This window comes from Streptomyces sp. NPDC030021 (assembly GCF_055574035.1).
The window spans coordinates 249,432-275,446 of record NZ_JBVIAH010000009.1 but is presented as its reverse complement, the minus strand read 5'-3'; the positions used below and the strand labels follow the sequence as shown (position 1 = coordinate 275,446).

Genomic DNA, 26,015 nt, shown 5'->3' with positions numbered 1-26,015 from the left:
ATAGGGCCCCACGCCCACGACGGAGGCCGGCGTGCCGCGGTGCGGTCCGTGACCGGTCGGCCGGGAACACGACGGGTCACCCCTACCGGGAGGAGTTGTTTCGTGTGACTGAGCATGTGTGGAGCTACCGGCCGGCATCGGGTCACCTGACCTGGGCCGACCTCACCGGGTACAGGGTCGAGGCGACCGACGGTCATATCGGGAAGGTCGACAAGCACTCCTACGACGTGGGCGACGCCTACCTGGTCGTCGACACCGGTGTGTGGATCTTCGGCAAGGAGGTCCTCCTCCCGGCGAGCACCGTGTCCCGGATAGACATGCAGGAGGAGACCGTCTACGTGAACGCCACGAAGGACCGGATCAAGAACGCCCCCGAGTTCCACCGGGAAAAGCACCTGCAGGACCCCGCCTACCGGGCGGATCTCGGTGACTACTACAGCCCCGGAGGGCTGCCCGGCGACGGCCCGGTCGGCAGCCACCGCGCATGAGGGCCGCGGCCACGGCTGCGACGGGGATTCATCGCCGCCGAAAATATCCGGGCACGGAATCGGTGAAGGCGGATTTTGAGGGTAGACGCCACTTGAGAAGCCCCGGCGGATCCAAGTGTTCCGTCGAATTCCGAAGCGGGAACGAGGAAATCATGATTGTTGTCGGGCTTATTCTGCTGCTCGTCGGATTTCTCACCGGGATCTCCATCCTGTGGACCATCGGGATCATCCTGCTCGTGGTCGGTGCGGTGCTGTGGATCCTGGGCTCGGTCGGACACGCGGTGGGCGGCCGACGCCACTACTACTGACCGGTAGGCCCTACGCCGTACGAGGGACGCCGGGGCTCGGACTTCGGCCCTCGGAATTCCGGTCGGACGAAAGACGCACGTAGTCCCAGTTTCATTCCGATTACCCAGGGAGTGATCAGCCGTGTCGGACAAGGAGAAGAGCCGCGCCAAGGCCGAGCAGGCCAAGGGAAAGCTCAAGGAGACGGCAGGACGCGCGGTCGGCAATGAAAGCATGACCGCGGAGGGCCGGGCCGAAAAGGCCAAGGGCGACGCCCGTCAGGCCAAGGAGAAGATGAAGGATGTCTTCAAGCGCTGACGCGCACCGGCGTCTCCGCCGAGGTCCCGCGCCCGTGGTCGGGGTGCGGGACCTCGGCATGTGCACGGGGGTACCGTCCGTGACGGCGGATGCATGGAACCGCGATACGTGTGAACGTGAGACGGCAAGGTTTCCGCGGGTGCGTGCGGCATCGGGGCGCTCACCTCGAACGCGGCCACCTGTATCGATCTGAACCCGGGAGCGATGGGCGGCGGCGGAATGCGAAGCGTGGGCGTGGAAGAAGAGCTGTTGCTGGTGGACGCTGCCACCGGTGAGCCGCTGGCCGTGTCGGGCGCGGTCCTGGCTGCGGCGGACCACTGCACGGGGGAGTGCTCCAAGGGCGGGGGAGCGAAGGAGCACGTCTTCGAGAAGGAGCTCCAGAAGGAGCAGGTGGAGTTCGGCACCAGGCCGGTGACGGAGATGGGCGATCTCCAGGAGGAGATCGTCCGGTGGCGCACGGAGGCGGCCCGGCACGCGGCGTCCGCCGGAGCCCTCGTGGCGGCCCTCGGCACGTCGCCCCTGCCCGTGCGCCCCTCGCGCAGCGCCGGGCAGCGATACGAGTGGATCGCCGAGCAGTTCGGCCTGACCGCGCAGGAACAGCTGACCTGCGGATGCCACGTCCACGTCTCGGTCGAGTCGGACGAGGAGGGCGTGGCCGTCCTGGACAGGATCCGCCCATGGCTCGCCGTACTGAACGCCATGAGCGCGAACTCCCCCTTCTGGCAGGGCGCGGACAGCGGGTACGGAAGCTACCGGAGCAGGGTGTGGAACCGGTTGCCCTCGACCGGGCCCGTGGACGTCTTCGGATCCGCCGACCGCTACCACGAGGAGGTCCGCGCGATGGTGGGCACCGGCGTGCTGCACGACGAAAGAATGATCTACTTCGACGCGCGTCTGTCGGCCGTCTACCCCACGGTGGAGATCCGCGTCGCGGACGTGTGCCTGGAGGCGGGGACCACGGTGCTCCTGGCCGCCCTCGTCCGCGCGCTGGTCGAAACGGCCGCCCGCTCCTGGCGGGCCGGGGAGCCGCCGGCCCGGGTCGACACGGGCCTGCTGCGACTGGCCGGCTGGCGCGCCGGGCGGTCAGGACTGGACGGACCGCTGCTGCACCCCCTGACGATGCGGGAGACCGCTCCCGCCACCGCCGTACGGGCCCTCCACGAGCACGTCCGCGAGGCGCTCGTCGACCACGGCGACCAGGAACGGGTGAGCGCGGAGATCGCCGTTCTCCTGGAACGCGGCAACGGCGCCCGCGTCCAGCGCGCGTTGTTGAGTGAGCGAGGTGATCTTGCCGCCGTGGTCCTGGGCTGCGCGGACACCACGACCGCCGCACCCGCCTTCTGAGGCCGTCCGCCGCTCAGCTCGCCGCGGTGTAGCGGACGCGCGCCCAGAGGGGGAGGACGAACCAGCACAGGAGGTACCAGGCCAGGACTCCCGCGACCAGCCACGGCACGACGGCGTTGTCCGTGGCCACCCGCAGCACGAGGAGGAGGGCCGACGTGCAGGTGGCCAGGAGCAGGATCAGTCCGGTGAAGGTCAGACGCGAGGCCCACGCGACCGCCTCGGGTTTGATCCGGCGGCCCGAGACGATGCGGTGGAAGGAGACGGGCCCGATCAGCGCCCCCGTCGCCAGTGCGCCCAGCACCACGGTGACGATGTAGATCACCTTGTCGGTCTGGGGAAGACCCTGGAAGTGCGGAGTGAAGGCGACGGTCAGCAGGAAGCCGAAGAGGATCTGCACGCCCGTCTGCGCGACGCGGATCTCCTGGATGAGCTCCTGCCACTGCCGGTCCGCGCGTTCCTCCGCGCTCTCGCTCCGCCCGTCGCGGGCATCCTGCGCCATGAATCCTCCCTGTCCGCCGGGGCCGTTGGGCATGCGCGCGGGACGTCCCACGTACGGGCGACCCGGCGACCGGGCTGCCGTGGCGGACCGTCAGCGGAGCACGCGTACACAGCAGTCCACAGGGTAGACGCGCCCGCATGACATGGAGGCAGGCACGGCGGCGTGGTGCGGTGTCCGGGGAATCCGAGGGACACGAGGCGCACGAGGGACACGAGGACACCCGCAAATCCGCGGAAGGGTCCACGGCGGCCGGCCGGCGGCAACGCCGTCCGGCACACCCGGCCGTCCGGGCGCTGGCCATGGTGATCGCCTTCGCCGGGACCGTCCTGTTCGGTGCGGTCCTGGCCCGGCTGACGCTGGAACCGTCCGCCGCCTCGGAGGCTCTCGTCCACAGCAATGTCCGACCCGGTCATTCGATCAGCCTCTATCTGGAGGGGACGTCGACGATCCAGGCGGTGCGCCAGCTGGGCGGGAACCTGTTGCTGGGGCTGCCGTTCGGGGTGCTCCTGCCGGTCCTGCTGCCCCCGGCGCGGGGGCTGTTACGGGTCGCCGCGGTGACGGTCGCCCTGATGACGCTGGTGGAGCTCACCCAGGGAGCCCTGATCACCGGACGCGTCTTCGACATCGACGATGTCATCCTCAACACGGCCGGAGCGCTCATCGGGTACTTGTTCATCGGCCTGCGGCTGGGTCGGGCCGTACACCCGCGCCGCAGGCACTGGTGGCACCGCTGAGCCCGGGCGGGTGGTGCGGCGGCCCGCCCGCCCGGGATCAGACCTCGCGCCACCGGGCCATCGCCCAGGAGAACGCCCCGAAGAGCATCAGCCCGAGGGCGACCGCGACCAGCAGCCACGGCCCCGCCGGCGTCCGGGTGAACGACCTCAGGGTGTCGTCGATGCCCTTCGCCTGCGCCGGGTCGTAGCGCACAGCGGCGTACACGACGAAGCCGCCGACCGCCGTGAACAGGGCGCCCCGGGCCAGGCCGCCGGTCACCCCGAGAAAACCGACGGCCGCGCGCCACCGCGCCGAGACCCCGCTCATCGCGAGATGCCTGCGGAAGCTGCGCCGCGCCGCCTGCACCGCGATGACCGCGCCCGCGACGGCGATCCCGAGCCCGGCCGCACCCACCAGCCACCGGCCGGCGGGCAGATCCAGGGCCCGCGCCGTCATGTCGCGGGACTGCTGGTCTCCGGAGCGCCCGCCTCCGCCCGCCGCGAACGACAGGACGGAGAAGGCGACCGCGGCGTAGAAGACGGTCCGGCCCGCCGAGGCCAGCCGCTTCACCGGCTTGCCGCCGTCGGGTCCGGCCGCGCCGAACACGGCCTCCGACAGGCGCCACAGCATCATGCCGACGAGCCCGATGCCCACCGCCCAGACGAGGACGCCGCCGAAGGGCTTCCCCATGAGCTCCTGGAGGGCGCCCTGGCGGTCGGCCTCCTCGCCTCCGGGATCACCCAAGGCCACGCGCAGGGCCAGCATCCCGATCAGTGCGTACAGCACCCCGCGGGCCAGCAGCCCGCAGCGCGCCGTGATCTCCCGGCCGCGGCCACCGCGGGACGCGGCCCGGACGCCCCTGCTCGCGCGGCGCGTGCCCATCGCGATCAGACCTCGCCCCGCCAGGCGCCCGTCTCGGCTCCGCGGGACTCGATGAACAGCTTGAACCGCTTCAGATCGCCGGCGACCTGGCGCTTGACGAAGCCGAGCTTGTCGGCGACGCTCTCGGCCAGCCCCTCGGGCACCCAGTTCATGTGCAGAACGACCTTGGTGGTGCTCGCGTCGATCGGCTGGAAGGTCACCAGCCCGGCCTGGCGCGTCTCCCCGTCCACCGTCATCCACGCGACGCGGCGGTCCGGGAACTGCTCGGTGATCTGCGCATCGAACTCACGCCGCACGCCGTTCACGTTCGTCACCCAGTGGGTGAGCGTGTCCGAGCGCTGTTCGATGCGTTCGACCCCCTCCATGAAAACGGGGAACTCCTCGAACTGCGTCCACTGGTTGTAGGCCGTCCGTGCCGGAACGTTGACCTCGACGTACTCCTCGACGTGCGACATGTGTACCCCTTCCGTGTGGTCGGCGGCCCCGCCCCGCGGCCCGCGAAGCCGGTCACCGCCGTCAGGACCCTTCAGGACAGCGGCCGCACGCGGTGCCCGGGGGGACGGGACACCGGCGTGCGGCCGCGGATCTCGGCGAGTCGCCGCCCCGCTCGAAACGGCGACCAGCCGACACTCATGCGTCTGGCCCCGAATCGCCGGCTCAAACAGAAGCGGGGAGGGAATTCGTACCGTGCCGCACCCTCACCCGTGGGTGACGTTCACCGCGCGGGGAGCATCCGCCCCACTACCGGTGCCGGGCCAGGCTGTGGAGCAGGACGAGCAGAGCGAACGCGATGACGGCCAGATGGAGCCAGGCGGGGCCGGGCGCCGGGGTCAGGGCCAGGGAGTCGAGTGAGTGGGATGTCATACCGCGCGCCTGCCCCCGCCCCGCGGAATGAAGCTCCGGTACGGGGACGGGGACGGGGACGCGGGGCGCGGGGCGGCGCGGCGGCCCGCGTGGTCCGGCCGGGTCAGAGGCCCGTGGACCTGCCCGAGGTCAGCCGCGACGCCTCGATCTCGGCCCAGACGGCCTTTCCGTTCTCGTGGGTGTGCGTGCCCCACCGATCGGAGACGCGCTCCACGATGTAGAGGCCGTGGCCGCCCGGGAGGCCACGCTGCGGCGAGGGGTGACGGCGCGGCGGCGTCGTCGTGCCGTCGAAGACCTCCATCCGCAGGAACTCACCGGCCGAGAGCGCGAGCTCGACGCAACCACCCGCATGCAGGGCCGCGTTGGTCAGCAGCTCGGACACGAGGAGCAGAGCGTCCTCGGACGTCTCGGTCCCGCTCCAGCCCCAGTCGAGCAGGGCCTGGCGTGCGAAGTCGCGGCCCTTGGCCACGGGTCCGCGTACGCCGGTCAGGGCGAGCCGACGGCGCTGCCCCGCGACGGAAAGCCCGGCAGGCCTGCGATCGCCGGTTTCCGGCCCGATCGTTTCCACTGTGGTCTCTCACCCCCACCGATGACATTGGTCTCTGTTCGCGGGAACGAACAGGCCCCGTGGGGCCGAGGACACCCGGGCACACGACTGACAGTCTAAGGGGACCGCCGGCCGCTCAGAAGGTTGTCATGTGCAGCCTCAGAGTGAAGCCGCCGTCCGAGGCGCGGATCTCCACCAAGTCGCACAGCTGATGGATCATCCACAGGCCTCGGCCGCCGTCGGCCGATGCCAGAGCGGGACGGCGGCGCCCCGCCAACGGGTCGGCGAGGTGACCTCCGTCGCGGATCTCGGCCACGACCCCGGCACCCGCACCGCCACCCGCACCGGATCCGGCAGTGCTCCACAGCCGGAGCGCGCCGCTCCCGCCCCCGTGGGCGAGGGAGTTGGCGGCGGCCTCACCGACCGCCAGGACGAGGTCGCCCCGCCGCGCCGCGCTCAGGGCCGTGCCGCGGGCGAAGGCCTCGGCGTACGCGCGCACCTCGCTCAGCTGCCCGTGGGTGTAGGCGAGCCAGGGCGTACCGCCGTCGGGTTCGGGCAGGGGGTCGTCGCAGTCGGCGCAGACCGACGGGGCGTCCGCGTGGTCCGGGCTCAGCAGGGCCTTGCCGTCCTCCAGCAGCGTGGGATGCGTACGCCGGGCATCGGACACCACGGCGGCCGGCAGGCCGAGGACGTCGTACGGGCACAGGACGGTGGCCTGCCGCCCCGCGAAGGCGGTGTTGATGAGGGCCTCGTGACGCGTGGCCTCCAGCACCTCGGCCCGTGAGCGGCCGGGCCAGATCGGCTCGCCCACGATCCGGGCCGGCCGCCCCGTGTGCAGGTCGGCGAAGTCCTGCAGGGCGGCCAGGATGCGACCCGGATTGCGGCCCAGGTCCGTCATGTCCGTCCAGGTGACCCCGGTCGCGCCGACGCCGAGGTCCTCGCGCAGGGCGTCCAGCCGCGGGCCGGGCACAGCCACGAGTACCGGCTCGTCGGCCGTGAGGGCGGCCCGTACGAACCCGCCCACGGCTGCCAGGTAGTCCGCCTGCCCCCGGTAGAAGAGCGCGGGGTGGACGAAGGCCCCGGAGACGCCGGACGCAGGAGAATTGATCATGCTGCGACCTCCAGCGCGGCACATTCGTCCGGGAACATCTCCACGAGCTTGCGGAGTGAGTATGGCGGGTGGTGGAGCAGCAGGCGGCGCCCCTGGCCGGTGACGGTGGCATTGGCCTGCACCAGGGCGGCGACGGCGGCCGTGTCGAGGAAGGCAACGGCGGACAGGTCGAGATGGACGACCGGGCCGGGGATCCGGGTGACGACACCGAGTGCCGCGCGCAGGATCGGCCGGGTGTCGAGGTCGCAGCTGCCCCTCAGCAGGGCACCGGGACGGTCGCGCATCGGCCGGGCGGTCAGCGTCGCCGCCGTACCCGTCCCGGCGGTCGCGCACCGCAGGACCGCGTCCGCCCACATCCCGTCGTCGTAGAGCGCCTGCGCGCCGACGGGCGGGAGGGGCGGGAGGGGACCGTCGTGCCGGTGGGGTGAGGGCATGCCCGCTGCCTACACCGAGAGCATTCCGGCGCGCAGCCGCGCCAGGGTCCGGGACAGCAGGCGCGAGACCTGCATCTGCGAGATGCCCAGTTCCGCGCCGATCTCCGCCTGCGTCCTGTCCTCGCCGAAGCGCAGCCGCAGGATCGTCCGGTCGCGTTCGTCCAGCTGCTCCAGCAGGGGCGCGAGAGTGTGGAACTCCTCGAAGAGTTCCATGGCGGGGTCGACGTCACCGAGCCGGTCCGCCAGCGGACGAGTCGTCCGGCCCGTCGTCGTCGACGGCTCGTCGCTCTCGGCGGAGGCGTCCAGGGAGCCGCTCGTATAGCCGTTCGCGGCGACCAGCCCGTCGATGACCTGTTCCTCGGTCAGTTCGAGGTGCTGGGCGACCTCCTTGACCGTCGGGGACCGGCCGAGGACGTCGGTCAGGGCCTCCTGGGCCTTGGCGAGCTCCGTACGCCGTTCCTGCAGACGGCGCGGGACGTGCACCGCCCAGGTGGTGTCACGGAAGTAGCGCTTGATCTCACCGGTGATGTACGGGAGAGCGAGAGTGGAGAACTCGACCTCGCGTTCGGGCTCGTAGCGGTCGATGGCCTTGATGAGACCGATGGTCCCCACCTGGATGATGTCGTCCATGTCCAGACCCCCGCCCAGCACGCGGGAGCGGAAGCGCCGCGCGGCGAACTGGACCAGGGAGAGATTCATCTCGATCAGGGTGTTGCGGGCGTACTGGTACTCGCGCGTGCCCTCTTCCAGGGCACCGAGCCTCAGGAAGAAGAGCTTCGAGAGCTCCCGCGCGTCGGCGGGCGCCATCTCCCGGGCGTTCTTCACCTCCGGCAGTTCCACGTCCTGCCGGGGGGCTTCCACGGCGCCGGGCACAGCGGGCGTCATGTGCGCGTCTGTTGCACGAATGGGGACTGCGACGGTGGCCGAGCGAGACATGGTGGCCGTTCCCTCCCGATTGACTGACGGCTGCTCGGGCGCTTGTGCCCGGACTTCACTCCTTTACACACCCTCGCGGAAACTTTTGTCCGCGCCACCGCCGATGAGGTGGCGTCAGGCTCCGGGTGCGTGTGCCGCGGGGCCTGGCGGCTCCGACCGGTCGGCGAGCAGGCATACTCCCTTGCGGAAGCCGTACAGGTGACGATCCGGGGAGGCGGACATGACCGGAGCAGGGGACGCGTACCACGAAGGCGTCGTCGGGGAGGGCTACCTGGCCGGAGCCGGGTGGGTGGTCGCGGCGCACGGGGAGCTCGACCAGGACACGCTGGCCCCGCTTGAGGAGGCGCTCGCCTCTGCCGCGGACCGGCACCCGCTGGTGGTCCTGGACGCGGGCTCCATCACCTTCGGCGACTCCTCGTTCCTGAACCTGCTGCTGCGGATGCACCACCTCACCACGCTGCGCATCGCCGCCCCCGGCGAGCAACTCCGCCGTCTCTTCGCCCTGACGGGCGCCGACACGGTCCTCTCCCTGCACCCGAGCGTCGAGGACGCCGTCGGTGGGCCGTGACCGGGTGATCAGGTGTGCTTCCGTCGACGATAGCCTTCATCACCGGGCGTGCGGCGATGGCAGATCCTCATCATGTCCTGTCCCCTGCGCCGGCACGGTCGTTGTCTAGAGTGAGGTTGGCGGATGACTGAGCGGACGGGCACGGAGGTGCCGGGCAGGTCACCGGCGCTCCTGGGCGAGGACGGGATCGGCGAATCGGAACTGCGCCAGCTGCTGGCGGGCCTGACGGCCGTACGGGACGGGGACTTCCGTACCAGGCTGCCCGATACGGCGGACGGGCTGCTCGGCGAGATCGCCACCGTGTTCAACGGGATGGCCGACCAACTGTCGCTGTTCACGTCCGAGGTGACCCGGGTGGCCCGCGAGGTGGGCACCGAGGGAACGCTCGGCGGCCAGGCGGACGTACCGGGAGTCGGAGGCGCCTGGCTGGACCTCACGGATTCGGTCAACTTCATGGCCGGAAACCTCACGGCCCAGGTGCGCTCCATCGCCCAGGTCGCCACGGCCGTGGCCAAGGGCGACCTCTCGCAGAAGATCAATGTCACCGCGCGCGGGGAGATCCTGGAGCTGAAGGAGACCATCAACACGATGGTCGACCAGCTGTCCGCCTTCGCCGGAGAGGTCACCCGGGTCGCGCGGGAGGTCGGCACCGAGGGCCGGCTCGGCGGCCAGGCGGACGTCAAGGGCGTGTCCGGCACCTGGAAGGACCTGACCGAGTCGGTCAACGTCATGGCCGACAACCTGACCGCCCAGGTGCGCTCGATCGCGGAGGTCACCACCGCGGTGGCCCAGGGCGATCTGACGCAGAAGATCCGGGTGGACGCGCGGGGGGAGATCCTGGAGCTGAAGACCACCATCAACACCATGGTCGACCAGCTCTCCGCCTTCGCCGACGAGGTGACCCGGGTGGCCCGCGAGGTCGGCACCGAGGGCAACCTGGGCGGCCAGGCCACGGTGCGCGGGGTCTCCGGCACGTGGAAGGACCTCACCGACAACGTCAACGTGATGGCGTCCAACCTGACGGGCCAGGTACGTTCCATCGCCCAGGTGGCCACCGCCGTCGCCCGCGGCGACCTCTCACAGAAGATCATGGTCGAGGCGAAGGGCGAGGTCGCCGCGCTGGCCGGCGTCATCAACACGATGGTCGACACGCTGTCCGCGTTCGCCGACGAGGTGACCCGGGTGGCCCGGGAGGTCGGCACCGAGGGCCGGCTCGGCGGCCAGGCACAGGTTCCCCACGTCGCCGGTACCTGGAAGGACCTCACCGACAACGTCAACTCCATGGCGAACAACCTCACCGGCCAGGTCCGCAACATCGCGCTCGTCACGACGGCCGTCGCCAACGGCGACCTGTCCAAGAAGATCGACGTGGACGCGCGGGGGGAGATCCTGGAGCTGAAGACCACCATCAACACGATGGTCGACCAGCTCTCCTCCTTCGCCGCCGAGGTCACCCGCGTCGCCCGCGAGGTCGGCAGCGAGGGCCGGCTCGGTGGCCAGGCCGAGGTCGAGGGCGTCTCCGGCACGTGGAAGCGGCTGACCGAGAACGTCAACGAGCTGGCCGGCAACCTCACCCGCCAGGTCCGGGCCATCGCCGAGGTCGCCAGCGCGGTCGCCGAGGGCGACCTGACCCGCTCGATCACCGTCGACGCCTCGGGCGAGGTCGCCGAACTCAAGGACAACATCAACTCCATGGTCGGCTCGCTGCGGGAAAGCACCCGGGCCAACCAGGAGCAGGACTGGCTCAAGTCCAACCTGGCCCGGATCTCGGGCCTGATGCAGGGCCACCGGGACCTCGCCGCCGTCGCGGAACTCGTCATGGACGAACTGACGCCGCTCGTCGCCGCCCAGTACGGGGCCTTCTACCTCGCCGAGGACGGCCCCGACGGCCCCCTGCTCATCCTGGTCGGCTCCTACGGCCGCCCCGCCGGCACCGCAGAGGGCACCGGATTCGCCCTCGGGGAGTCCCTCGTGGGGCAGGCCGCGCGCAGCCACCGGATCATCGCCACCGACCAGGTCCCCGGCGGCTACGTCATCTCCTCCGGGCTCGGCCACACCACCCCGGGCAGCCTGATCATCCTGCCCATCGTGGTGGAGGACCAGGTACTCGGGGTGATCGAGCTCGCCTCCTTCTCCGCCTTCACCCCCGTACACCGGGACTTCCTCGGCCAGTTGATGGAGACCATCGGCGTCAACCTCAACACCATCGTCGCCAACGCCCGTACCGACGAACTCCTGGAGGAGTCCCAGCGGCTGACTGGGGAGCTCCAGGCCCGTTCGGAGGAACTGCAGGTCCAGCAGGTGGAACTGCAGCGCTCCAACGCCGAGCTGGAGGAGAAGGCGGCCCTGCTCGCCAGCCAGAACAGCGACATCGAGGCCAAGAACCTGGAGATCGAACAGGCCCGGCAGGAACTGGAGGACCGGGCCCGGCAGTTGTCGCGCGCCTCCACCTACAAGTCCGAGTTCCTGGCGAACATGAGCCACGAGCTGCGGACACCGCTCAACAGCCTCCTCATCCTCGCCCAGCTGCTCGCCCAGAACCCGACCCGCAACCTCTCCCCGAAGCAGGTCGAGTACGCGGGCGTCATCCACTCGGCGGGCTCGGACCTGCTGCAGCTGATCAACGACATCCTCGACCTCTCGAAGGTCGAGGCGGGCAAGATGGACGTCAATCCCGAGCGGGTGGACCTGCCGCAGCTGCTGGAGTACGTCGACGCCACCTTCCGCCCGCTGACCACGCAGAAGAGCCTCGACTTCACCGTCACCACCGCCCCCGACGCCCCGGCCGACCTGCTCACCGACGAAGCGCGCCTGCGCCAGATCCTGCGCAACCTGCTCTCCAACGCGGTCAAGTTCACCGAGCGCGGCGGTGTCGAGCTGCGGATCGAGCCCGCGGCGCCGCCCGAGGCCCCCGCCGGTCTCCCCGGCCGCGCGCCCATGCTCGCCTTCCGGGTACGGGACACGGGCATCGGCATCCCGGAGCAGCAGCTGGAGTCCGTCTTCGGTGCCTTCCAGCAGGCCGACGGCACCACCAGCCGCAAGTACGGCGGCACCGGGCTCGGGCTCTCCATCAGCCGCGAGATCGCCCAACTCCTCGGCGGTGCCGTCATCGCGGAGAGCACACCGGGGCAGGGCAGCACCTTCACCCTCTACCTGCCGGTCAGCCGGGCGGACTACGAGGAGGAGCCCGTCCCGGCGGCGCCCGAGGCCCCTGCGGCCACCGCGGCGGCCCGGCACGCCGGCGCCGCCGGACATCCCGTACCGGCCGGCGCCGCCGGCGCGGCCGCTGTGGTCCCGCCGCAGCGGCGGGCCCGCCGGCTCCTGGTGATAGAGGAGCGTCCCCACGGCCTGCTCTCCCTCGTCGCCGAGAGCGCCGACCGGGACCTCACCCCCGGCCATCTGCCGACGGGGGACCACCGCGAGGCCGTCCAGGTGGTCAATGCCACGAGCTCGCGGGAAGCCGCCGCCGCCCTGGCCTCGCACTCCTTCCATTGCGTCGTCCTCGAACTCGACATGCCCGGCGGTGAGGCCCTGCGCTTCCTCGACGCACTCGACGGAGACCCGGCGCTCTCCTCCCTCCCGGTCCTCGCGCACAACAACCCCCGCCTGAAGACCGGGCAGGAGCGGGCGCTGCGGGACCGGGCCGCTTCGCGCCGGCTGGAACTGCTGTCGAGTCTGGACGAGCTCCGGGAACGCATCGTGCTGCACCTGTCCGCCGACCGGCCGGGGGACGTACTGCCCCTCGTCCACGAGGAGGCGCAGGACCGGCAGAGAGCCCATCCGCTCGACGACGACCTGGCCGGACGCACCGTCCTCGTCGTCGACGACGACGCGCGCAACCTGTACGCCCTCAGTGGGGTGCTGGAACTGCACGGTGTCCGCGTCCTGCACGCGGAGGACGGCCGCAAGGGGATCGACACCCTCACCCGCAACGAGGGCGTCGACCTGATCCTGATGGACGTGATGATGCCCGAACTGGACGGCTATGCGGCGACCGCCGAGATCCGGCGGATGCCGGCCTACGCGGGGCTGCCCATCATCGCGGTCACGGCGAAGGCGATGCCGGGCGACCGCGAGAAGAGTCTCGCCGCGGGAGCCAGCGACTACGTGACCAAGCCGGTCGACGCCGACGACCTGATCGCCCGCGTCCGGCACTGGCTCACCGGATGACCCCCGGCACACAGCGGTACGACGACACCCGCCCGCCGGGAACGGTCGCCGAGGAGCCGTCCCGGGACACGGTCCCGCACCACGCGCCGGCCCCCCTGGGACGCCTGGTCGCCACCGTGGAACGGCTCCGTCGTGAGGTGCGGGAGGCGCACGCCGCCGCGGACGGCAGGGCCCTGGTCGAGCTGGCCAAGGGAATCCTGATCGGACAGCTGAGCTGCACCCCCGCCGCGGCGGCACGCCAGCTCGACGAGCTGTCCCGCGAAACCGGGCTGTCCGCGCTCGAACTCGCCGCCGACATCGTCAACCAGGCTTCCCGCGACCACGTCAGCGAGGTCGCCGCCGCGTTCGCCCGGCGCACCGGCATGCCGGAACCGGCCGAGCGGTCCACCACGGTCTCCGTACGGCTGCGCACCGCCGAGAGCGGGGTACTGGCCGCAGCCGACGACACCCAGGCGGTGGCCGAGTCCCTCCTGACGAACGCGCTCGGGCCCCTGGGCGCGGTCGCCGTCGCCGTCTGGAGCGCGGCCCCCGACGGCTCCCTGGCCCTCGCCGGCCACGCGGGCTTCCCGCCCGGGGAAGCCGCGCGCTGGCGCCACGTGCCCCCGGGCGTCTCCACCGTCGCCCGCCTCGCGCTGCGCGAGCGCCGGCTGGTCACCCTCGCCCGGCTCCAGCACGACGGACCTCCCTCGATCGGCCACCTCCAGCGGCCCGACGGCGGGCGGATGGCCGTACCGGCCGGGACCGGCGGACGGATCCACGGCGTCCTGGAAATCTGCTGGCCGCAGCCCCTGGCGCAGCAGCCCCCGCAGATCGAGCGCCAGGTCGAGGCCCTCGCCGAACTGTGCGCCCGCACCATGGACGCCGCGCCCACGGGCGCCCCCGGCACCCTCGACGCGGTGCTCCCGGACGTCGCGGAGCTCATCGACCTCTCCGAGGGCCTGCACGACCCCGCCGTGGTCCTCACCCCCGTACTCGACCACGAGGGGCGGCTGACCGACTTCCGCATCCGCCACGCCGGCAGCCGGTTCGTCGATCCCGCCGGGCGGCCGCGCGGCGACGTGAACGGCGCACTGCTGCTGGAGGCCTATCCGATGGCCGGGGGCGAGAGCGGGCTCTTCGACATCATCGAGCGCGTGCACGCGACGGGCGAGCCCTTCCGCGCCGAACGCATGAGCCTGACCGCGCTCGTCGACCAGATCCCCCTCACCTCGGTCGCGGACATCAGCGTCAGCCGCCACGGGGCCGCCGTCCTGCTGATCTGGCGCGTCGAGGACGAGACGGCACGACTGGCCGACCTCCTCCAGCACGCCCAGCGCCTGGGCCGGATCGGCGGCTTCGAGGAGAACCTCGTCACCGGCGGGATCACCTGGAACGCGCAGCTGTACGCGCTGCACGGACTGCCGGCCACCGCCCCGCCCGTGCGGCTGCGGGAACTTCCCGGCTACGCCCACCCCGACGACTCCGCCGCCCTGGACCGCTTCCTGCGGGCCGTGCTGCGCTACCGCCGACCGGCCTCCGTCAACCTGCGCCTGCGCAGGCCGGACGGCATCACCCGGCACATCCGCGTCGTCGCCGAGCCCGTCCTCGACGCCGACCAGCGGCTCCACGCCGTCCGCGGCGCCTACCAGGACATCTCCGCACAGCACTGGACCGAGGTCGCCCTGGCCGCGACCCGGGACCAACTCGCCCACACCGAGGCCGAGTCCGCCGAACGCAACCGCCTCGCCCTGCAGCTCCAGCACGCGATCATGCCCCCCACCCCGCCGGCCGTCGAGGCACCCGGCCTGCGCGTCGCCGTCCGCTACCGGCCCGCCGAGACCGAGTCGCTCGTCGGCGGCGACTGGTACGACACCGTGGTCCTGCCCTCCGGGCTGGTCATGCTCTCCGTGGGCGACGTCGCCGGACACGGGATCGAGGCGGCCACCGGCATGGTCGTCCTGCGCAACGCGCTGCGCGGCCTCGCCGTGACCGGAGCGGGCCCCGCCCAACTGCTGTCCTGGCTCAACACGGTCACCCACCACCTCGCCAAGCACGTGACGGCCACCGCGGTCTGCGGGCTCTTCGACCCCGGCACCAGGGTGCTGCGCTGGGCACGCGCCGGACACCTGCCGCCCGTACTCGTCCGCGGCGGCGAGGCGGAAGCCTTCCCGCTCATCGAGGGCCTGCTCCTCGGCGCGCTCCCCGAAGTGACGTACGCCGAGCGGGAGGTGCGGCTCGAACCGGACGACACCCTGCTGATGTACACGGACGGGCTGGTGGAGCGGCGGGACTCCTCGGTGCAGGACTCGCTCGGCCACCTCATGAACGCGGCGGCCGCCGGCGCCGGAGACCTGGACCGGCAGCTGGACCGCCTCCTCACCGAGAGCCGGTCCGACACGGACGACGACACCTGCGTCATCGGAATCCAGGTCGGCTGACGTGCCGGGGCGACACCTCGGACCCGGACGGTGATCACCCATCGGCACGTCCGGCGGCTTCCGCGGCGACATCGGGTTCGACGAGCGGGGACAGGGTCCTCCACTACCCCGAACCGGCGACCGCGCTCACCCGTCGACGGGTGCGGCGGACGGCAACCGGCGCCGTGAGCGGGCCGTGTTAGCGTGCGGGCATGCGCGCTCCCATCGGGTCCTTCGACAACGCGGTGCCGGCTCCGGACTGCCTCGCGGAACTCACCCCGCCCGTCGCCGAAGCGGTCCGCGGCTGGGCCGGTGACGTGCCCGCCGAGCAGATCGTCTACGTGGACACCGACCCCGCGATCGCCGACACCGCTGCCTTCGTCGCCCACTACGGGCCGGAGCTCCTCGACCGGTCGGCGAACTGCGTGGTCGTCGCCGCGAAGCGCGGCGGCGCGGTCACCCTCGCGGCCTGCCTCGTGCCCTCCGCCGGCCGGGTCGACGTCAACGGCGCCGTCCGGCGCCACCTGGGCGCGCGCAAGGTGTCCTTCGCGCCGATGGAGACGGCCGTGGAGCTGACGGGCATGGAGTACGGGGGCATCACCCCGCTCGGCCTGCCGGAGGACTGGCCGCTCCTGGTGGACGCCGCGGTCGCCGACATGGCGTACGTACTCGTCGGCAGCGGACGCCGGCGCGGCAAGCTCATCGCACCCGGGAAGCTGTTCGCGCAGATCCCCGGAGCCGAACTCGTCGAGGGCCTCGCCCTCCTCTGACGCTCAGCCGATTCCCACGGTGTACGCGGCGCGGTAGCCCTCCCCGTCGGGGACCAGGGCCAGCGTCATCGCGGCCCCGGAGGCGCGGTAGCGGCTGTCACGGGCGTTGGGGTGCTGCGGCGCGCGGCGCTCCGCGTACGGGGGACGCGCGTACACCCGCACCAGGAGGTCCTCGGGGAAGAAGAACTGCGAGGTCGTCTCGGTACGGCGGTCGGGGCGCACCTTGAAGTGGATGTGCGGCGCCAGCCCTGCGTACCAGCCGGGCACGATCGTGCGGAACGTACTGCGCCCGGCGGCGTCCGTGACCTGCGTACCGCGTAGGAAGGTGGCTCCGCCGGTGGAGTAGGCACCCGAGGCGTCGGCGTGCCAGATGTCGACCGCGGCGTCCGTGACCGGCCGGCAGCCCGCCGAGGCCCGTACGACGGTGAGGTCCAGCCGGAACGGCACACCCTTGCGGCCCTCCGTGATGTCGGAGCGGACCCGGTCCAGGTCCAGGTAGTACGGGCCGGCGCCCGCCTCCACGGCGAGGACGCAGGCCGGGGTGCTGCCACCGGGCGACGGCGCGAGGGTCGGTGACGCGGAGGGCTGTCCTGCCGCCCCCCGGGTCCCGGCCGGGCCGGAGCAGGCCGCCGTCAGCGCCGCGACCCCGGCCGATCCGGCGGCCAGCAGGAGGGCACGGCGGCCGGTCGGGGAACTGCCGTTCTCGGTCATGCGAACCTCTCCCGCGCGCTGCGCGACCGTCGCACGGGACGCACGACGGCCACCGATCGCGCCCACCGTGCCGGACGGAAGGCGTCCCGGCCACCACCGACACACCCGGCCGGGCAGACCGCACCGCCGTGGGGGATCGACACCTGAACGAGGACAAGAACCGACCTCGTTCACGCCTACGGTGGTGAGGTCACGAGGAGCGACAGGAGAGGAAGAAGCCGATGGACCACTTCGCCCCCGAGGGGTACACCAGCGTCGCGCCCTGGGTCGTCACGGACGACACGGGCGCGCTGCTCGACTTCATCACCGCGGCGTTCGACGGCGAGGAGATCGCCCGGGTCGCGGTCGCGGACGGCAGCATCGGCCACGGGGAGATCCGGGTCGGCGACACGGTCGTGCTGGCGTTCGACCGGCGGCCCGACTGGCCGGTGACCCCCTCCATGCTGCGGATCTACGTGCGCGACGCGGACGCCGCCATGGCCGCGGCCGTCGCCCACGGAGCTCGCGTGGTCACCGAGGCCGCCGACAGCGCGTGGGGGGACCGCGGGGGCCGGGTGCGGGACCCGTTCGGCAACATCTGGTGGGTGGTGAGCCGGGTCGAGGAGGTCGCGCCGGACGAGGCCTGGCGGCGCATGTCCGAGCCGAAGTACGCCGCGTCCATGCGCATGGCCCAGCAGACCCTGGACGCCGAACTCAGCGGCCGTCCCACCGGCGTGGCCAGCACCCCGCAGCGGCCGGCCGACTAGCGCGAAAGTTCCGGACTTCTCCAGGGCAGCCGTCGACGGCTCTCACATCGATGCGTCGAAGCGGGCTTCCAGGCTGTTGACCGGTCTAGTGCTGTGACCGGAAAGGTCCACCGGGTCGCGACGCCCGGCACGGCACCTCGCCGCGTTGTCGGACCACGGAAGTACGTCCAGTACGGCCCGCGGCCCTCCGCCTTGCGATGCACCGCACCGGACGCCGCGACCCGGCAAACCTTTCCGGTCGCAGCACTAGCGAGCAGGAGGACGGGGTTGCGGGGCGGGAACGCATGCTGCTTCCTGGGCCGCCATCACCTCATCGCCGTGCTCGAAGGCCCACGCGCCGACAGCGTCGATGGGGGCGAGCAAGGTCTGCCCCAGTGTGGTGAGCCGGTACTCGACCCGCGAGGGTGCGCCGGGGTGTTCCCGCCGGTCGACCAGTCCGCTGAACCGCAGCCTTCGCAGCGTCTCGGTGAGGCCCTTGGAAGTGGTGCCCCCTATCCGCTCCCGTAGTTCGACCGGGCGCCTGGGGCCGTCGCGCAGCGCCTGTGGGTCGGTGAAGGAGCGGATGCGCAGGCAATCGCACCTCCGCTGGAGTACGCGGCCGGACCGAGGCACCAGGAAGAAGGTGGCGGCACGAAGGCATTCCGTGAGGTGACTGAGTGACAGCCCTCAGGCCGTCCCTTCCGGGCCGGCCAGGCGGTGGAGGCTTCGAAGCTGGGCCGCGTTCAGCCGGAGATCGGCGGCGGCGACGTTCTGTTCGAGGTGGGCGAGCGAGGCCGTGCCGGGGATCGGCACCACGACCGGGGAGCGGGCGAGCAGCCAGGCGAGCAGGAGTTGCGGCGCCGTAGCGCCCAGTTCGGCGCCGATCGCGTCAAGTTCCTTTGTGTGAGTGGGGGTTGCCGCGGCGACCGGGCGCCAGGGGAGGAAGGCGATACCGGCGGCCTCACACGCCTCCAGGACCGGCTCGTACTCCCGGTCCAGAAGGTTGTAGCGGTTCTGCACGCTTGCGATCTCGGCGGTCCGCCGGGCCTCGGTGAGTTGTGAGGTGGTGACCTCGGACAGGCCGATGTGCCCGATCTTCCCCTCCCGCTGGAGCTCGCGGAGTGCCCCCACCTGTTCCGCCACCGGCACCTTCGGGTCGATCCGGTGGAGCTGGAGCAGGCCGATGCGTTCCGTGCGGAGCCGGCGCAGCCCCTCCTCGACCTGCTCGCGCAGACTGTCCGGCCGCGCGTCGTGGCCCCAGCCCTCGGGGCCGTCGGTCCGGACGATCCCGACCTTGGTGGTGATCAACAGGCCCTCCGGGTACGGGTGCAGGGCCTCGGCGAGCAGTTCCTCGTTGGCGCCCCATCCGTAGAGATGCGCGGTGTCGATCAGCCCGACCCCCAACTCGACGGCGCGCCGGGCCACCGCGACGGCGCCGTCCCGCGCGGCACCGGGGGCGGTCGGCAGACGCATGGCACCGAACCCGAGCCGGGACACCGGGTACTCGCCGCCGATGGAGAAGGTTCCGCTCGCGGCGGGCGTGCTTGAAGTCATCGGATTCCCCTCGTCGCCGCGACGATACCCGCCACCGGCAGTGCTGTTGACCCCTGGCCGGGCGGGGCTACCGTTGACACTGTTGCCCGGGGACGGCGAAGGGGGAGCTTCATGCTGGACGAGGCGATGGTCGCGCTGGCGGCTTCGGTGGGATCGGGCGTCGTACAGGCCGCCGGAACGGACGCATGGCTGGCGTTGCGGAACCGGCTGGCCCGCCTGTTCGGCCGCGGGGACCGCCGGCAGGAGACCGTCCAGCTGGAACGCCTGGACCGGACCGCGGCCGAGCTGACGGCGGCCGGGCAGGACGGCAACGGGCAGGACGGCAACGGGCCGGAGGACAACGGGAACGAGGAGCGGGCCCGGCACGGTGCGGCCTGGCGGACCCGTACCGAGGACCTGCTGGAACAGCTGGAACCGGACGAACGGGCCGCGGCCGTGGCGGAGCTCCGGGCCCTGCTCGACGAGGCCGCGGAGGCGGCGCGCCCGGCCGCCGGGGGATTCACGCGGAACGTGTTCCTCGGCCCGACGGCGTTGCAGTCCGGGGACGGCAACGTCCAGGTGAACCGGTTCGATTCCCGCCCGTGAGCGGGGCGGAGTCCGACACGGGCGACGGCGGGCGCGATGACGGCCGCCGCGGCGACGCCTACCACGGCCCGTCCGGGGTACAGCGCGGCAGCGGGAACCTCCAGGTCAACTTCCACGAGCACCGCGCCGGAATCGTGTCGGCCTGCGCGGTGGCCCTGGTGTGCGTGGCCACCGTGATCGCCATCCGGGTGGGCGGCGGCGACCCGGACACCGAGGCCGCAGCCCCGCCGCCCGGGAGCACGGCAACGGCCACGGCACCACGTCCGCGTCCGGGTACGGGTACGGGTACGGGTACGGCGGATCCGTCGGTCCTCACCGGGCGACTGGTCAACCGCGACAGTCAGCTGTGCCTACGGGTGCCCGGCACCGACGACGGCCTCGTCCCGGTGCAGGACACCTGCACCGGCGCCGCCGACCGGACCTGGACGCTCGCCCCGCAGGACGGCGGCGACACCCGCACGCTGCGCAACGCGCACAGCGGCCGGTGTCTGGCCGTGGTGGGCTCGGAGAACTTCGCCCCGGCCCGTCAGTTCGCCTGCACCGCCGCCCGGCACGACGGGCAGCACTGGGAACTGCAGTGGGGGAGAGGCGACCGGGCCGACCAGTTCATGCTCCGCAATGCCGTCAACGCCAAGTGCCTGACGGTCCAGGGCCGCGAAGCGGCCCGGCCCGCGGCGCAGATTTCCTGCGGCGACCAGTACGACGACCAGTGGTGGCACCTCGCCCCCTGAGCGGTCGCACGGCGTTGTCAGCGGTGTCGTGCATGATCGGTGCGTCAGTTCTTCTGCGGGGACAGGTACACGCGTGCCGATCACAAACCGACAGGTGGCAGGGCACGCGTTGCCGCAGCCGGTGTACGAGGACTCGTACTTCCCCGATCACATCGCCGACCAGGGCAGGGCGATCCTGAGCGGGACCGAAGTCCGTCATCGCCTGCCCGCGTCCGCCGGGGCTTTCGGAACCGCCGCGGAAAGGGCCCAGTGACCCCGGATACGTCACGCCCCGGGCCGCGCGGCGGCATCGCCTCGGGCGTGGGGCTCGGCGGTGCGGACGCGCGGGTGAACGAGTGTCCGCAGCATCGCCGCGCCCGCCAGCACCGCGCACCCGTGCAGCGCCACCGCGACGGCGAGGTTCTCGGGCGGGCGTGCGCCCACCGGGTCGGCCCACGCCACGTACAGCGTGAGGGGCAGCTTCCAGCCGCTCCACGCGAACAGCGAGCCCGACCCGACCCAGCCGAACACCAGAGGCAGCCGGCGTGACAGGCGGGCAGGCCGCGCCCGGGCGATCATCCCGACGGCGGCGGAGCCGGCCAGCGCCCAGAAACCGGAGACCGCCCCCAGCGCGTACCAGTCGGTGATCCGCTCGGCCGGGTGCGCGATGCCCGCCGTGCCGCCGGCCGCCCAGTAGAGCCAGAGCAGCCCGACCGCCGCACCGACGACCGCCGCCCAGGGCGGCGGCGTGCGCGGGCCGTCGCCGACCCGCCCCGCGAACGCTCCCGGCCAGCGGCGCCGCAGGTACGCGGGGACCGCGACGGCCAGCCCCAGCCCCATCCCCACGAAGCTGAACTGGACCAGTACGCCCTCCCAGACCGGCATGGCCGGATCGGCCGGATCGGCCGGCCCCCCGGCCCCGCCGCCCTGTGCGCCGCCGCCCGCATCCAGGAGTGCGCCGAGCACGCCGAACGGGAGTATCGAGACGAGGAACCCCGACCCCACCCACGCGCAGAACACGACCGGCGCCCCCGGTATCCGCATGCCCCACGGCCGCACCAGCGCGAGCGCCAACGCGATTCCGATCGCGGCCATACCCACCGTGACGGTGTTGAGTACCACCCACTCCGCCCTGCCGAACCCGTTGCCGACCGGCAGCAGCCCCATGAGTGAACCCGCCACCCAGGACACCTTGATCAACAGGTACGGCAGCAGTGCCAGGGCCGCGCCATAGGCCGCTCGTCGTCCGACCCGATCCCATCGTTCCACCCGAACTCCCCTTCCGACGGCTGGAATCCCATGCTCGGAGGTGACCCCGAGCGGCCGCGTCCCCCGCCTGTCGCATCCGCCTCCCCCGTCCGGGGGAGGCGTCGGGATACCTCGGGACCACCGCGGGCACGAAAATTTCACAACTCGGCGCGGCCCGGGCGCAGTACGCGGCCAGGGGCGTCCCCGGGCGCTCGCCGCCGTCCGCCGGGACCGGCTCCGGAGCACGCCGCACGGCCGGATCCGCGTGCGTCTCCGAGCCCCGGCCCTCGTACGGCGGGCTCGGCACGAGGAGGCCCGCTTGGCGTGAACCCGCCGGGTCGGCGGCGCGGCCGGGGTGGGCTCCTCCTCCGGGGAACCGGGAACGTCCCAGGCGGCGGTGGCCCGGACCCGGACAGCGGCGGCGAGTTCGACGCCGCGGCCGGTGCGGTTTCCGCGTCCGGTCCGGCGGGAAATCGCGGTACCAAGGGCAGCCGGGCACCGGGCAGGACCGGGGTGCGGTCCGTGTGGCGGCGCGGGGGCCCGACCCGGGGCCGGTCCGACCGGGCCGTGCCTACGTCATGTGCGGGGCACCTTTGCTCAATCATGACCGGGGCATGGCAGGGATGTTACGCGTCCGTGGGCCTCTTGTGGGTGCGTCAGGGCTGGGTCAACCTTTCGTAGGCGACGGCCTGTCGGGCTTCACATTGTCATGGGCATGCCCATGTCCATGTCCGTCAGGCCGCCGGCTCACCCCGCAGTGCTCACTCAGAGGAGGACCCCCCACATGTCCGTGATGCGTCACACCCGCCGGAGGCTCACCGGCATCGGCGCGACCGCCGTCGCCGCCCTCGCGCTCGGCGCGGCCGCCGCGTTACCCGCCTCGGCGGCCGACAGCGGCGCGCAGGGCGTCATCGAGAACGCCGGTGCCGCCGGAACCGTCTCCGGCAGCTACATCGTGACCCTGAAGGACTCCGCCGCACGCTCCACCGCCGACAGCGGCAAGGCCGTCGCCAAGCGGTACGGCGCGAAGATCGACAAGACCTACAGTGCCGCCCTCAACGGCTACTCCGTCGAGGTCTCCGAGGCGCAGGCACGGAAGCTCGCCGCCGACCCGGCGGTCAAGTCCGTCGTGCAGAACCGTGTCTTCACCGTAGACGCGACCCAGCCCAACCCGCCGTCCTGGGGCCTGGACCGCATCGACCAGCGCGCGCTCCCGCTCAACCAGAGCTACACCTACCCGGACAAGGCCGGCGAGGGCGTCACCGCCTACATCATCGACACCGGTGTCCGCATCACCCACCAGGACTTCGGCACCCGCGCCTCCTACGGCTACGACGCCATCGACAACGACAACACCGCCCAGGACGGCCACGGCCACGGCACGCACGTCGCCGGCACCGTCGCGGGCGGCGCGTACGGCGTGGCCAAGAAGGCCAAGATCGTCGGCGTCCGCGTGCTCGACAACAACGGCAGCGGCACGACGGCCCAGGTCGTCGCGGGCATCGACTGGGTGACCCGCAACGCGGTCAAGCCGGCGGTCGCCAACATGTCGCTCGGCGGCGGCGCGGACTCCGCGCTCGACACGGCCGTGCGCAACTCCATCGCCTCCGGCATCACCTACGGCGTCGCCGCGGGCAACGAGTCCACCAACGCCTCGACGAAGTCCCCGGCGCGCGTGGCCGAGGCCATCACGGTCGGCGCCACCACCAACACCGACGCCAAGGCCAGTTACTCCAACTACGGCACCGTCCTGGACATCTTCGCGCCGGGCTCCTCCATCACCTCCTCGTGGGGCACCGGCGACACGGCCACCAACACCATCTCCGGCACCTCGATGGCCACCCCGCACGTGGTCGGCGCGGCGGCGCTGTACCTGTCGCAGAACCCGGCCAGCACCCCTGCCCAGGTCCGCGACGGCCTGGTGGGCGCCGCGACCCCGAACGTGGTGACCAGCCCCGGCACGGGCTCCCCGAACCTGCTGCTCAACGTGGGTGAGGGCGGCACCGTCCCGCCCGGCAAGAGGTTCGAGAACACTGCCGACTACGCGATCAACGACAACGCCACCGTCGAGTCGCCCGTCACCGTCGGTGGGGTCTCCGGCAACGCCCCGGCGTCACTGGCCGTCGCGGTCGACATCAAGCACACCTACATCGGTGACCTCAAGGTGGACCTGGTCGCGCCCGACGGCACCGTCTACACCCTGCACAACCGCACCGGCGGCAGCGCGGACAACATCATCAAGACCTTCACGGTCGACGCCTCCGCCGAGGTGGCCAACGGAGTGTGGAAGCTCCGCGTGAACGACAACGCGAACGTCGACACCGGCAAGATCGACTCGTGGGCGCTCCAGTTCTGAGACCGGGGAACGGCGCGTGACTTCTGAGCCGCGATGAACAGGCGGGGGCGACCACAGGGCGGTCGCCCCCGCCGCGTTCCGTCCACGCGGCCCACGCCGTTCCGGCACCACATCCTCCGCCGGGCGGTCGCAGCGGACGGCAAAAAAGAAAAGGCAAGGAGGTCACTCACTCCTTGCCACTCTCAAGATATAGCGCACCAGGGGCCTTGCGGCAAGACCCCTGTCGTGCCGCAGAATCTCCCATCGAAGCCAGAACCTGCCGAAATCAGGGATTCGCGAAGTACATCCGGCTATGCCGGCGTACGGGTCCGCGGGACGCGGAGCGGCTGGCGAGACGCAACCTTGTCGAATGGGGGATCTTGATGATTGACGTGATCGTGGCCGGCGGCGGACCGACCGGTCTGATGCTGGCCTGCGAGCTGAGGCTGCACGGTGTGCACGTGCTCGTGCTGGACAAGGAGACGGAGCCGACCCCGTACGTCCGCGCACTCGGCCTCCACGTGCGCAGCATCGAGGTGATGGCCCAGCGCGGCCTGCTGGACCGGTTCCTCGCGCACGGCCGGCGCCACGAGGTCGGCGGCTTCTTCGCCGGCCTCGGCACGTCGTGGCCGGACGGGATGGACACCGCCCACTCGTACGTCCTCGGCATCCCCCAGACGATCACCGATCGGCTGCTGGCCGAGCGTGCCGCCGAGCTCGGCGCCGAGATCCGGCGCGGCTGTGAACTGGTCGGGCTGAGCCAGGACGAGGACGGGGTGAGCGTCGAGCTGGCCGACGGCACGCGGCTGCGCTCGCGCCATCTCGTCGGCTGCGACGGCGGCCGCAGTACGGTGCGCAAGCTGCTCGGCGTCGGCTTCCCCGGAGAGCCCTCCCGGGTCGAGACGCTGCTGGGCGAGATGGAGTTGACCGCGGAACCCGAGACGCTGGCCGCCGTGATGGCCGAGGTGCGCAAGACGCAGCTCCGGTTCGGCGCGGCGCCCTTCGGGAACGGGGTGTACCGCGTCGTCGTGCCCGCCGAGGGGGTGGCGGCGGACCGTGCCGCGCCGACCTTCGAGGAGTTCAAGCAACGGCTGCGGGACGTCGGCGGCACCGACTTCGGCGCGCATTCACCGCGCTGGCTGTCGCGGTTCGGCGACGCCACCCGGCAGGCCGAGCGCTACCGGGTCGGCCGGGTGCTGCTGGCCGGCGACGCGGCGCACATCCACCCGCCGACCGGCGGCCAGGGTCTCAACCTCGGCGTCCAGGACGCCTTCAACCTCGGCTGGAAGCTGGCCGCCGAGGTGGGCGGCTGGGCGCCGGAGGGGCTGCTGGACAGCTACGAGGCCGAACGGCATCCGGTGGCCGCCGCCGTGCTGGACAACACCCGCGCGCAGATGGAGCTGATGTCCACGGAGCCCGGCGCCCAGGCCGTGCGCCGGCTGCTGTCCGAGCTGATGGAGTTCGAGAACGTCAACCGGTACCTGATCGAGAAGATCACCGCCATCGGGCTCCGCTACGACTTCGGCGGGGGCCACGAACTGCTCGGCCGGCGGATGCGGGACATCGCGCTGAAGCGGGGGAGCCTCTACGAGCGGATGCACGGCGGCCGCGGCCTGCTCCTGGACCAGACCGGCCGCCTCTCGGTGGCGGGCTGGGCCGACCGCGTCGATCACGTCGTCGACGTCAGCGAGGAACTGGAGGTGCCCGCGGTGCTGCTGAGGCCGGACGGCCATGTGGCGTGGGCCGGCGACGATCAGCAGGATCTGATCGACCGGTTGCCCACGTGGTTCGGCGCTGCCACGGACTAGGTTCTGATGCGCG

26 protein-coding genes are annotated in these 26,015 nt (G+C 72.0%); 14 read left to right on the top strand and 12 right to left on the bottom strand.

The features are described from left to right. Positions 1-104: 104 nt before the first annotated feature. The 4 genes from ACZ4YL_RS20440 (at position 105) to ACZ4YL_RS20425 (ending at position 2,435) form a co-directional block, all read left to right on the top strand. Positions 105-488 carry a PRC-barrel domain-containing protein gene (locus ACZ4YL_RS20440; protein WP_468118123.1) on the top strand — a complete coding sequence of 128 codons (384 nt, stop codon included), beginning with the start codon at positions 105-107 and terminating at the stop codon, positions 486-488. Between the two features lie 152 nt (positions 489-640). After that, positions 641-796, top strand: a complete 156-nt coding sequence (locus ACZ4YL_RS20435; protein ID WP_266601219.1) for a DUF6131 family protein — start codon at positions 641-643, stop codon at positions 794-796. 121 nt (positions 797-917) lie between these two features. After that, complete coding sequence (locus ACZ4YL_RS20430) at positions 918-1,091, top strand: CsbD family protein (RefSeq protein ID WP_468118121.1); 174 nt, start codon at positions 918-920, stop codon at positions 1,089-1,091. A 219-nt stretch (positions 1,092-1,310) separates the two neighbouring features. Next, entirely contained in the window at positions 1,311-2,435 is a 1,125-nt protein-coding gene (locus tag ACZ4YL_RS20425) for a glutamate--cysteine ligase (RefSeq protein WP_468118119.1), read from the top strand. Positions 2,436-2,448: 13 nt separating this feature from the next. On the opposite strand, the gene ACZ4YL_RS20420 is transcribed toward ACZ4YL_RS20425, so the two are convergent. Further along, positions 2,449-2,934 (bottom strand): DUF6328 family protein, encoded by a 486-nt coding sequence (locus tag ACZ4YL_RS20420; RefSeq protein ID WP_468118117.1) that lies wholly within the window; start codon positions 2,932-2,934, stop codon positions 2,449-2,451. A 137-nt stretch (positions 2,935-3,071) separates the two neighbouring features. Here ACZ4YL_RS20420 and ACZ4YL_RS20415 point away from each other — a divergent pair, with 137 nt between their 5' ends. Continuing rightward, positions 3,072-3,668 carry a VanZ family protein gene (locus ACZ4YL_RS20415; protein ID WP_468118115.1) on the top strand — a complete coding sequence of 199 codons (597 nt, stop codon included), beginning with the start codon at positions 3,072-3,074 and terminating at the stop codon, positions 3,666-3,668. A gap of 37 nt (positions 3,669-3,705) precedes the next feature. Here ACZ4YL_RS20415 and ACZ4YL_RS20410 read toward each other — a convergent pair whose 3' ends face one another. From ACZ4YL_RS20410 to ACZ4YL_RS20380, 7 genes are all read right to left on the bottom strand, one after another. Then, a complete protein-coding gene (locus ACZ4YL_RS20410) occupies positions 3,706-4,530 on the bottom strand; it encodes a DUF1206 domain-containing protein (RefSeq protein ID WP_468118114.1) in 825 nt (274 codons plus the stop codon). A 5-nt stretch (positions 4,531-4,535) separates the two neighbouring features. Beyond that, positions 4,536-4,985, bottom strand: coding sequence for an SRPBCC family protein (locus ACZ4YL_RS20405; RefSeq protein WP_468118112.1), 450 nt, complete (start codon positions 4,983-4,985; stop codon positions 4,536-4,538). 286 nt (positions 4,986-5,271) lie between these two features. Further along, positions 5,272-5,394 carry a hypothetical protein gene (locus ACZ4YL_RS20400; protein ID WP_468118110.1) on the bottom strand — a complete coding sequence of 41 codons (123 nt, stop codon included), beginning with the start codon at positions 5,392-5,394 and terminating at the stop codon, positions 5,272-5,274. 103 nt (positions 5,395-5,497) lie between these two features. Then, positions 5,498-5,962 carry an ATP-binding protein gene (locus ACZ4YL_RS20395; protein ID WP_468118108.1) on the bottom strand — a complete coding sequence of 155 codons (465 nt, stop codon included), beginning with the start codon at positions 5,960-5,962 and terminating at the stop codon, positions 5,498-5,500. Between the two features lie 115 nt (positions 5,963-6,077). After that, positions 6,078-7,052, bottom strand: coding sequence for an anti-sigma factor RsbA family regulatory protein (locus tag ACZ4YL_RS20390; protein WP_468118107.1), 975 nt, complete (start codon positions 7,050-7,052; stop codon positions 6,078-6,080). After that, the gene (locus ACZ4YL_RS20385; protein ID WP_468118105.1) at positions 7,049-7,486 is read right to left on the bottom strand and encodes an STAS domain-containing protein; all 438 of its coding nucleotides are present in this window, start codon (positions 7,484-7,486) and stop codon (positions 7,049-7,051) included. Before ACZ4YL_RS20385 ends, ACZ4YL_RS20390 begins: the two co-directional genes overlap by 4 nt. 9 nt (positions 7,487-7,495) lie before the next feature. Then, on the bottom strand, positions 7,496-8,371 hold the full coding sequence (locus tag ACZ4YL_RS20380; RefSeq protein ID WP_468118103.1) for a SigB/SigF/SigG family RNA polymerase sigma factor: 876 nt from the start codon (positions 8,369-8,371) through the stop codon (positions 7,496-7,498). A 271-nt stretch (positions 8,372-8,642) separates the two neighbouring features. Between ACZ4YL_RS20380 and ACZ4YL_RS20375 the strand changes: the two genes are divergently transcribed. The 4 genes from ACZ4YL_RS20375 (at position 8,643) to ACZ4YL_RS20360 (ending at position 16,326) form a co-directional block, all read left to right on the top strand. Then, entirely contained in the window at positions 8,643-8,990 is a 348-nt protein-coding gene (locus tag ACZ4YL_RS20375; protein WP_468118101.1) for an STAS domain-containing protein, read from the top strand. Between the two features lie 123 nt (positions 8,991-9,113). Next, positions 9,114-13,160, top strand: a complete 4,047-nt coding sequence (locus ACZ4YL_RS20370) for a HAMP domain-containing protein (RefSeq protein ID WP_468118099.1) — start codon at positions 9,114-9,116, stop codon at positions 13,158-13,160. After that, a complete protein-coding gene (locus tag ACZ4YL_RS20365) occupies positions 13,157-15,577 on the top strand; it encodes a SpoIIE family protein phosphatase (RefSeq protein WP_468118097.1) in 2,421 nt (806 codons plus the stop codon). Before ACZ4YL_RS20370 ends, ACZ4YL_RS20365 begins: the two co-directional genes overlap by 4 nt. A gap of 191 nt (positions 15,578-15,768) precedes the next feature. After that, positions 15,769-16,326 carry a YbaK/EbsC family protein gene (locus tag ACZ4YL_RS20360; RefSeq protein ID WP_468118095.1) on the top strand — a complete coding sequence of 186 codons (558 nt, stop codon included), beginning with the start codon at positions 15,769-15,771 and terminating at the stop codon, positions 16,324-16,326. 3 nt (positions 16,327-16,329) lie between these two features. Here ACZ4YL_RS20360 and ACZ4YL_RS20355 read toward each other — a convergent pair whose 3' ends face one another. Further along, complete coding sequence (locus ACZ4YL_RS20355; protein ID WP_468118093.1) at positions 16,330-17,037, bottom strand: intradiol ring-cleavage dioxygenase; 708 nt, start codon at positions 17,035-17,037, stop codon at positions 16,330-16,332. Between the two features lie 221 nt (positions 17,038-17,258). On the opposite strand from ACZ4YL_RS20355, the gene ACZ4YL_RS20350 reads away from it, so the two are divergent. Next, a complete protein-coding gene (locus ACZ4YL_RS20350) occupies positions 17,259-17,783 on the top strand; it encodes a VOC family protein (protein WP_468118092.1) in 525 nt (174 codons plus the stop codon). Positions 17,784-18,029: 246 nt separating this feature from the next. On the opposite strand, the gene ACZ4YL_RS20345 is transcribed toward ACZ4YL_RS20350, so the two are convergent. Both ACZ4YL_RS20345 and ACZ4YL_RS20340 read right to left on the bottom strand, forming a co-directional pair. Beyond that, positions 18,030-18,353 (bottom strand): winged helix-turn-helix transcriptional regulator, encoded by a 324-nt coding sequence (locus tag ACZ4YL_RS20345; RefSeq protein WP_468118202.1) that lies wholly within the window; start codon positions 18,351-18,353, stop codon positions 18,030-18,032. Between the two features lie 96 nt (positions 18,354-18,449). Then, a complete protein-coding gene (locus ACZ4YL_RS20340; protein WP_468118090.1) occupies positions 18,450-19,316 on the bottom strand; it encodes an aldo/keto reductase in 867 nt (288 codons plus the stop codon). 111 nt (positions 19,317-19,427) lie between these two features. Here ACZ4YL_RS20340 and ACZ4YL_RS20335 point away from each other — a divergent pair, with 111 nt between their 5' ends. Beyond that, positions 19,428-19,901 (top strand): hypothetical protein, encoded by a 474-nt coding sequence (locus tag ACZ4YL_RS20335; protein WP_468118089.1) that lies wholly within the window; start codon positions 19,428-19,430, stop codon positions 19,899-19,901. Next, positions 19,898-20,632 (top strand): RICIN domain-containing protein, encoded by a 735-nt coding sequence (locus ACZ4YL_RS20330; RefSeq protein ID WP_468118087.1) that lies wholly within the window; start codon positions 19,898-19,900, stop codon positions 20,630-20,632. The genes ACZ4YL_RS20335 and ACZ4YL_RS20330 overlap by 4 nt, the downstream gene beginning before the upstream one ends. Before the next feature lie 264 nt (positions 20,633-20,896). Here the strand turns inward: ACZ4YL_RS20330 and ACZ4YL_RS20325 are convergent, their stop codons facing one another. Next, a complete protein-coding gene (locus ACZ4YL_RS20325; RefSeq protein ID WP_468118085.1) occupies positions 20,897-21,880 on the bottom strand; it encodes a hypothetical protein in 984 nt (327 codons plus the stop codon). Positions 21,881-22,643: 763 nt separating this feature from the next. Here ACZ4YL_RS20325 and ACZ4YL_RS20320 point away from each other — a divergent pair. Beyond that, positions 22,644-24,215: a S8 family peptidase gene (locus ACZ4YL_RS20320; RefSeq protein ID WP_468118084.1), complete on the top strand. Its 1,572-nt coding sequence runs from the start codon at positions 22,644-22,646 to the stop codon at positions 24,213-24,215. 362 nt (positions 24,216-24,577) lie between these two features. After that, positions 24,578-26,002, top strand: a complete 1,425-nt coding sequence (gene rox / locus ACZ4YL_RS20315; RefSeq protein WP_468118082.1) for a rifampin monooxygenase — start codon at positions 24,578-24,580, stop codon at positions 26,000-26,002. Positions 26,003-26,015 lie beyond the last annotated feature (13 nt).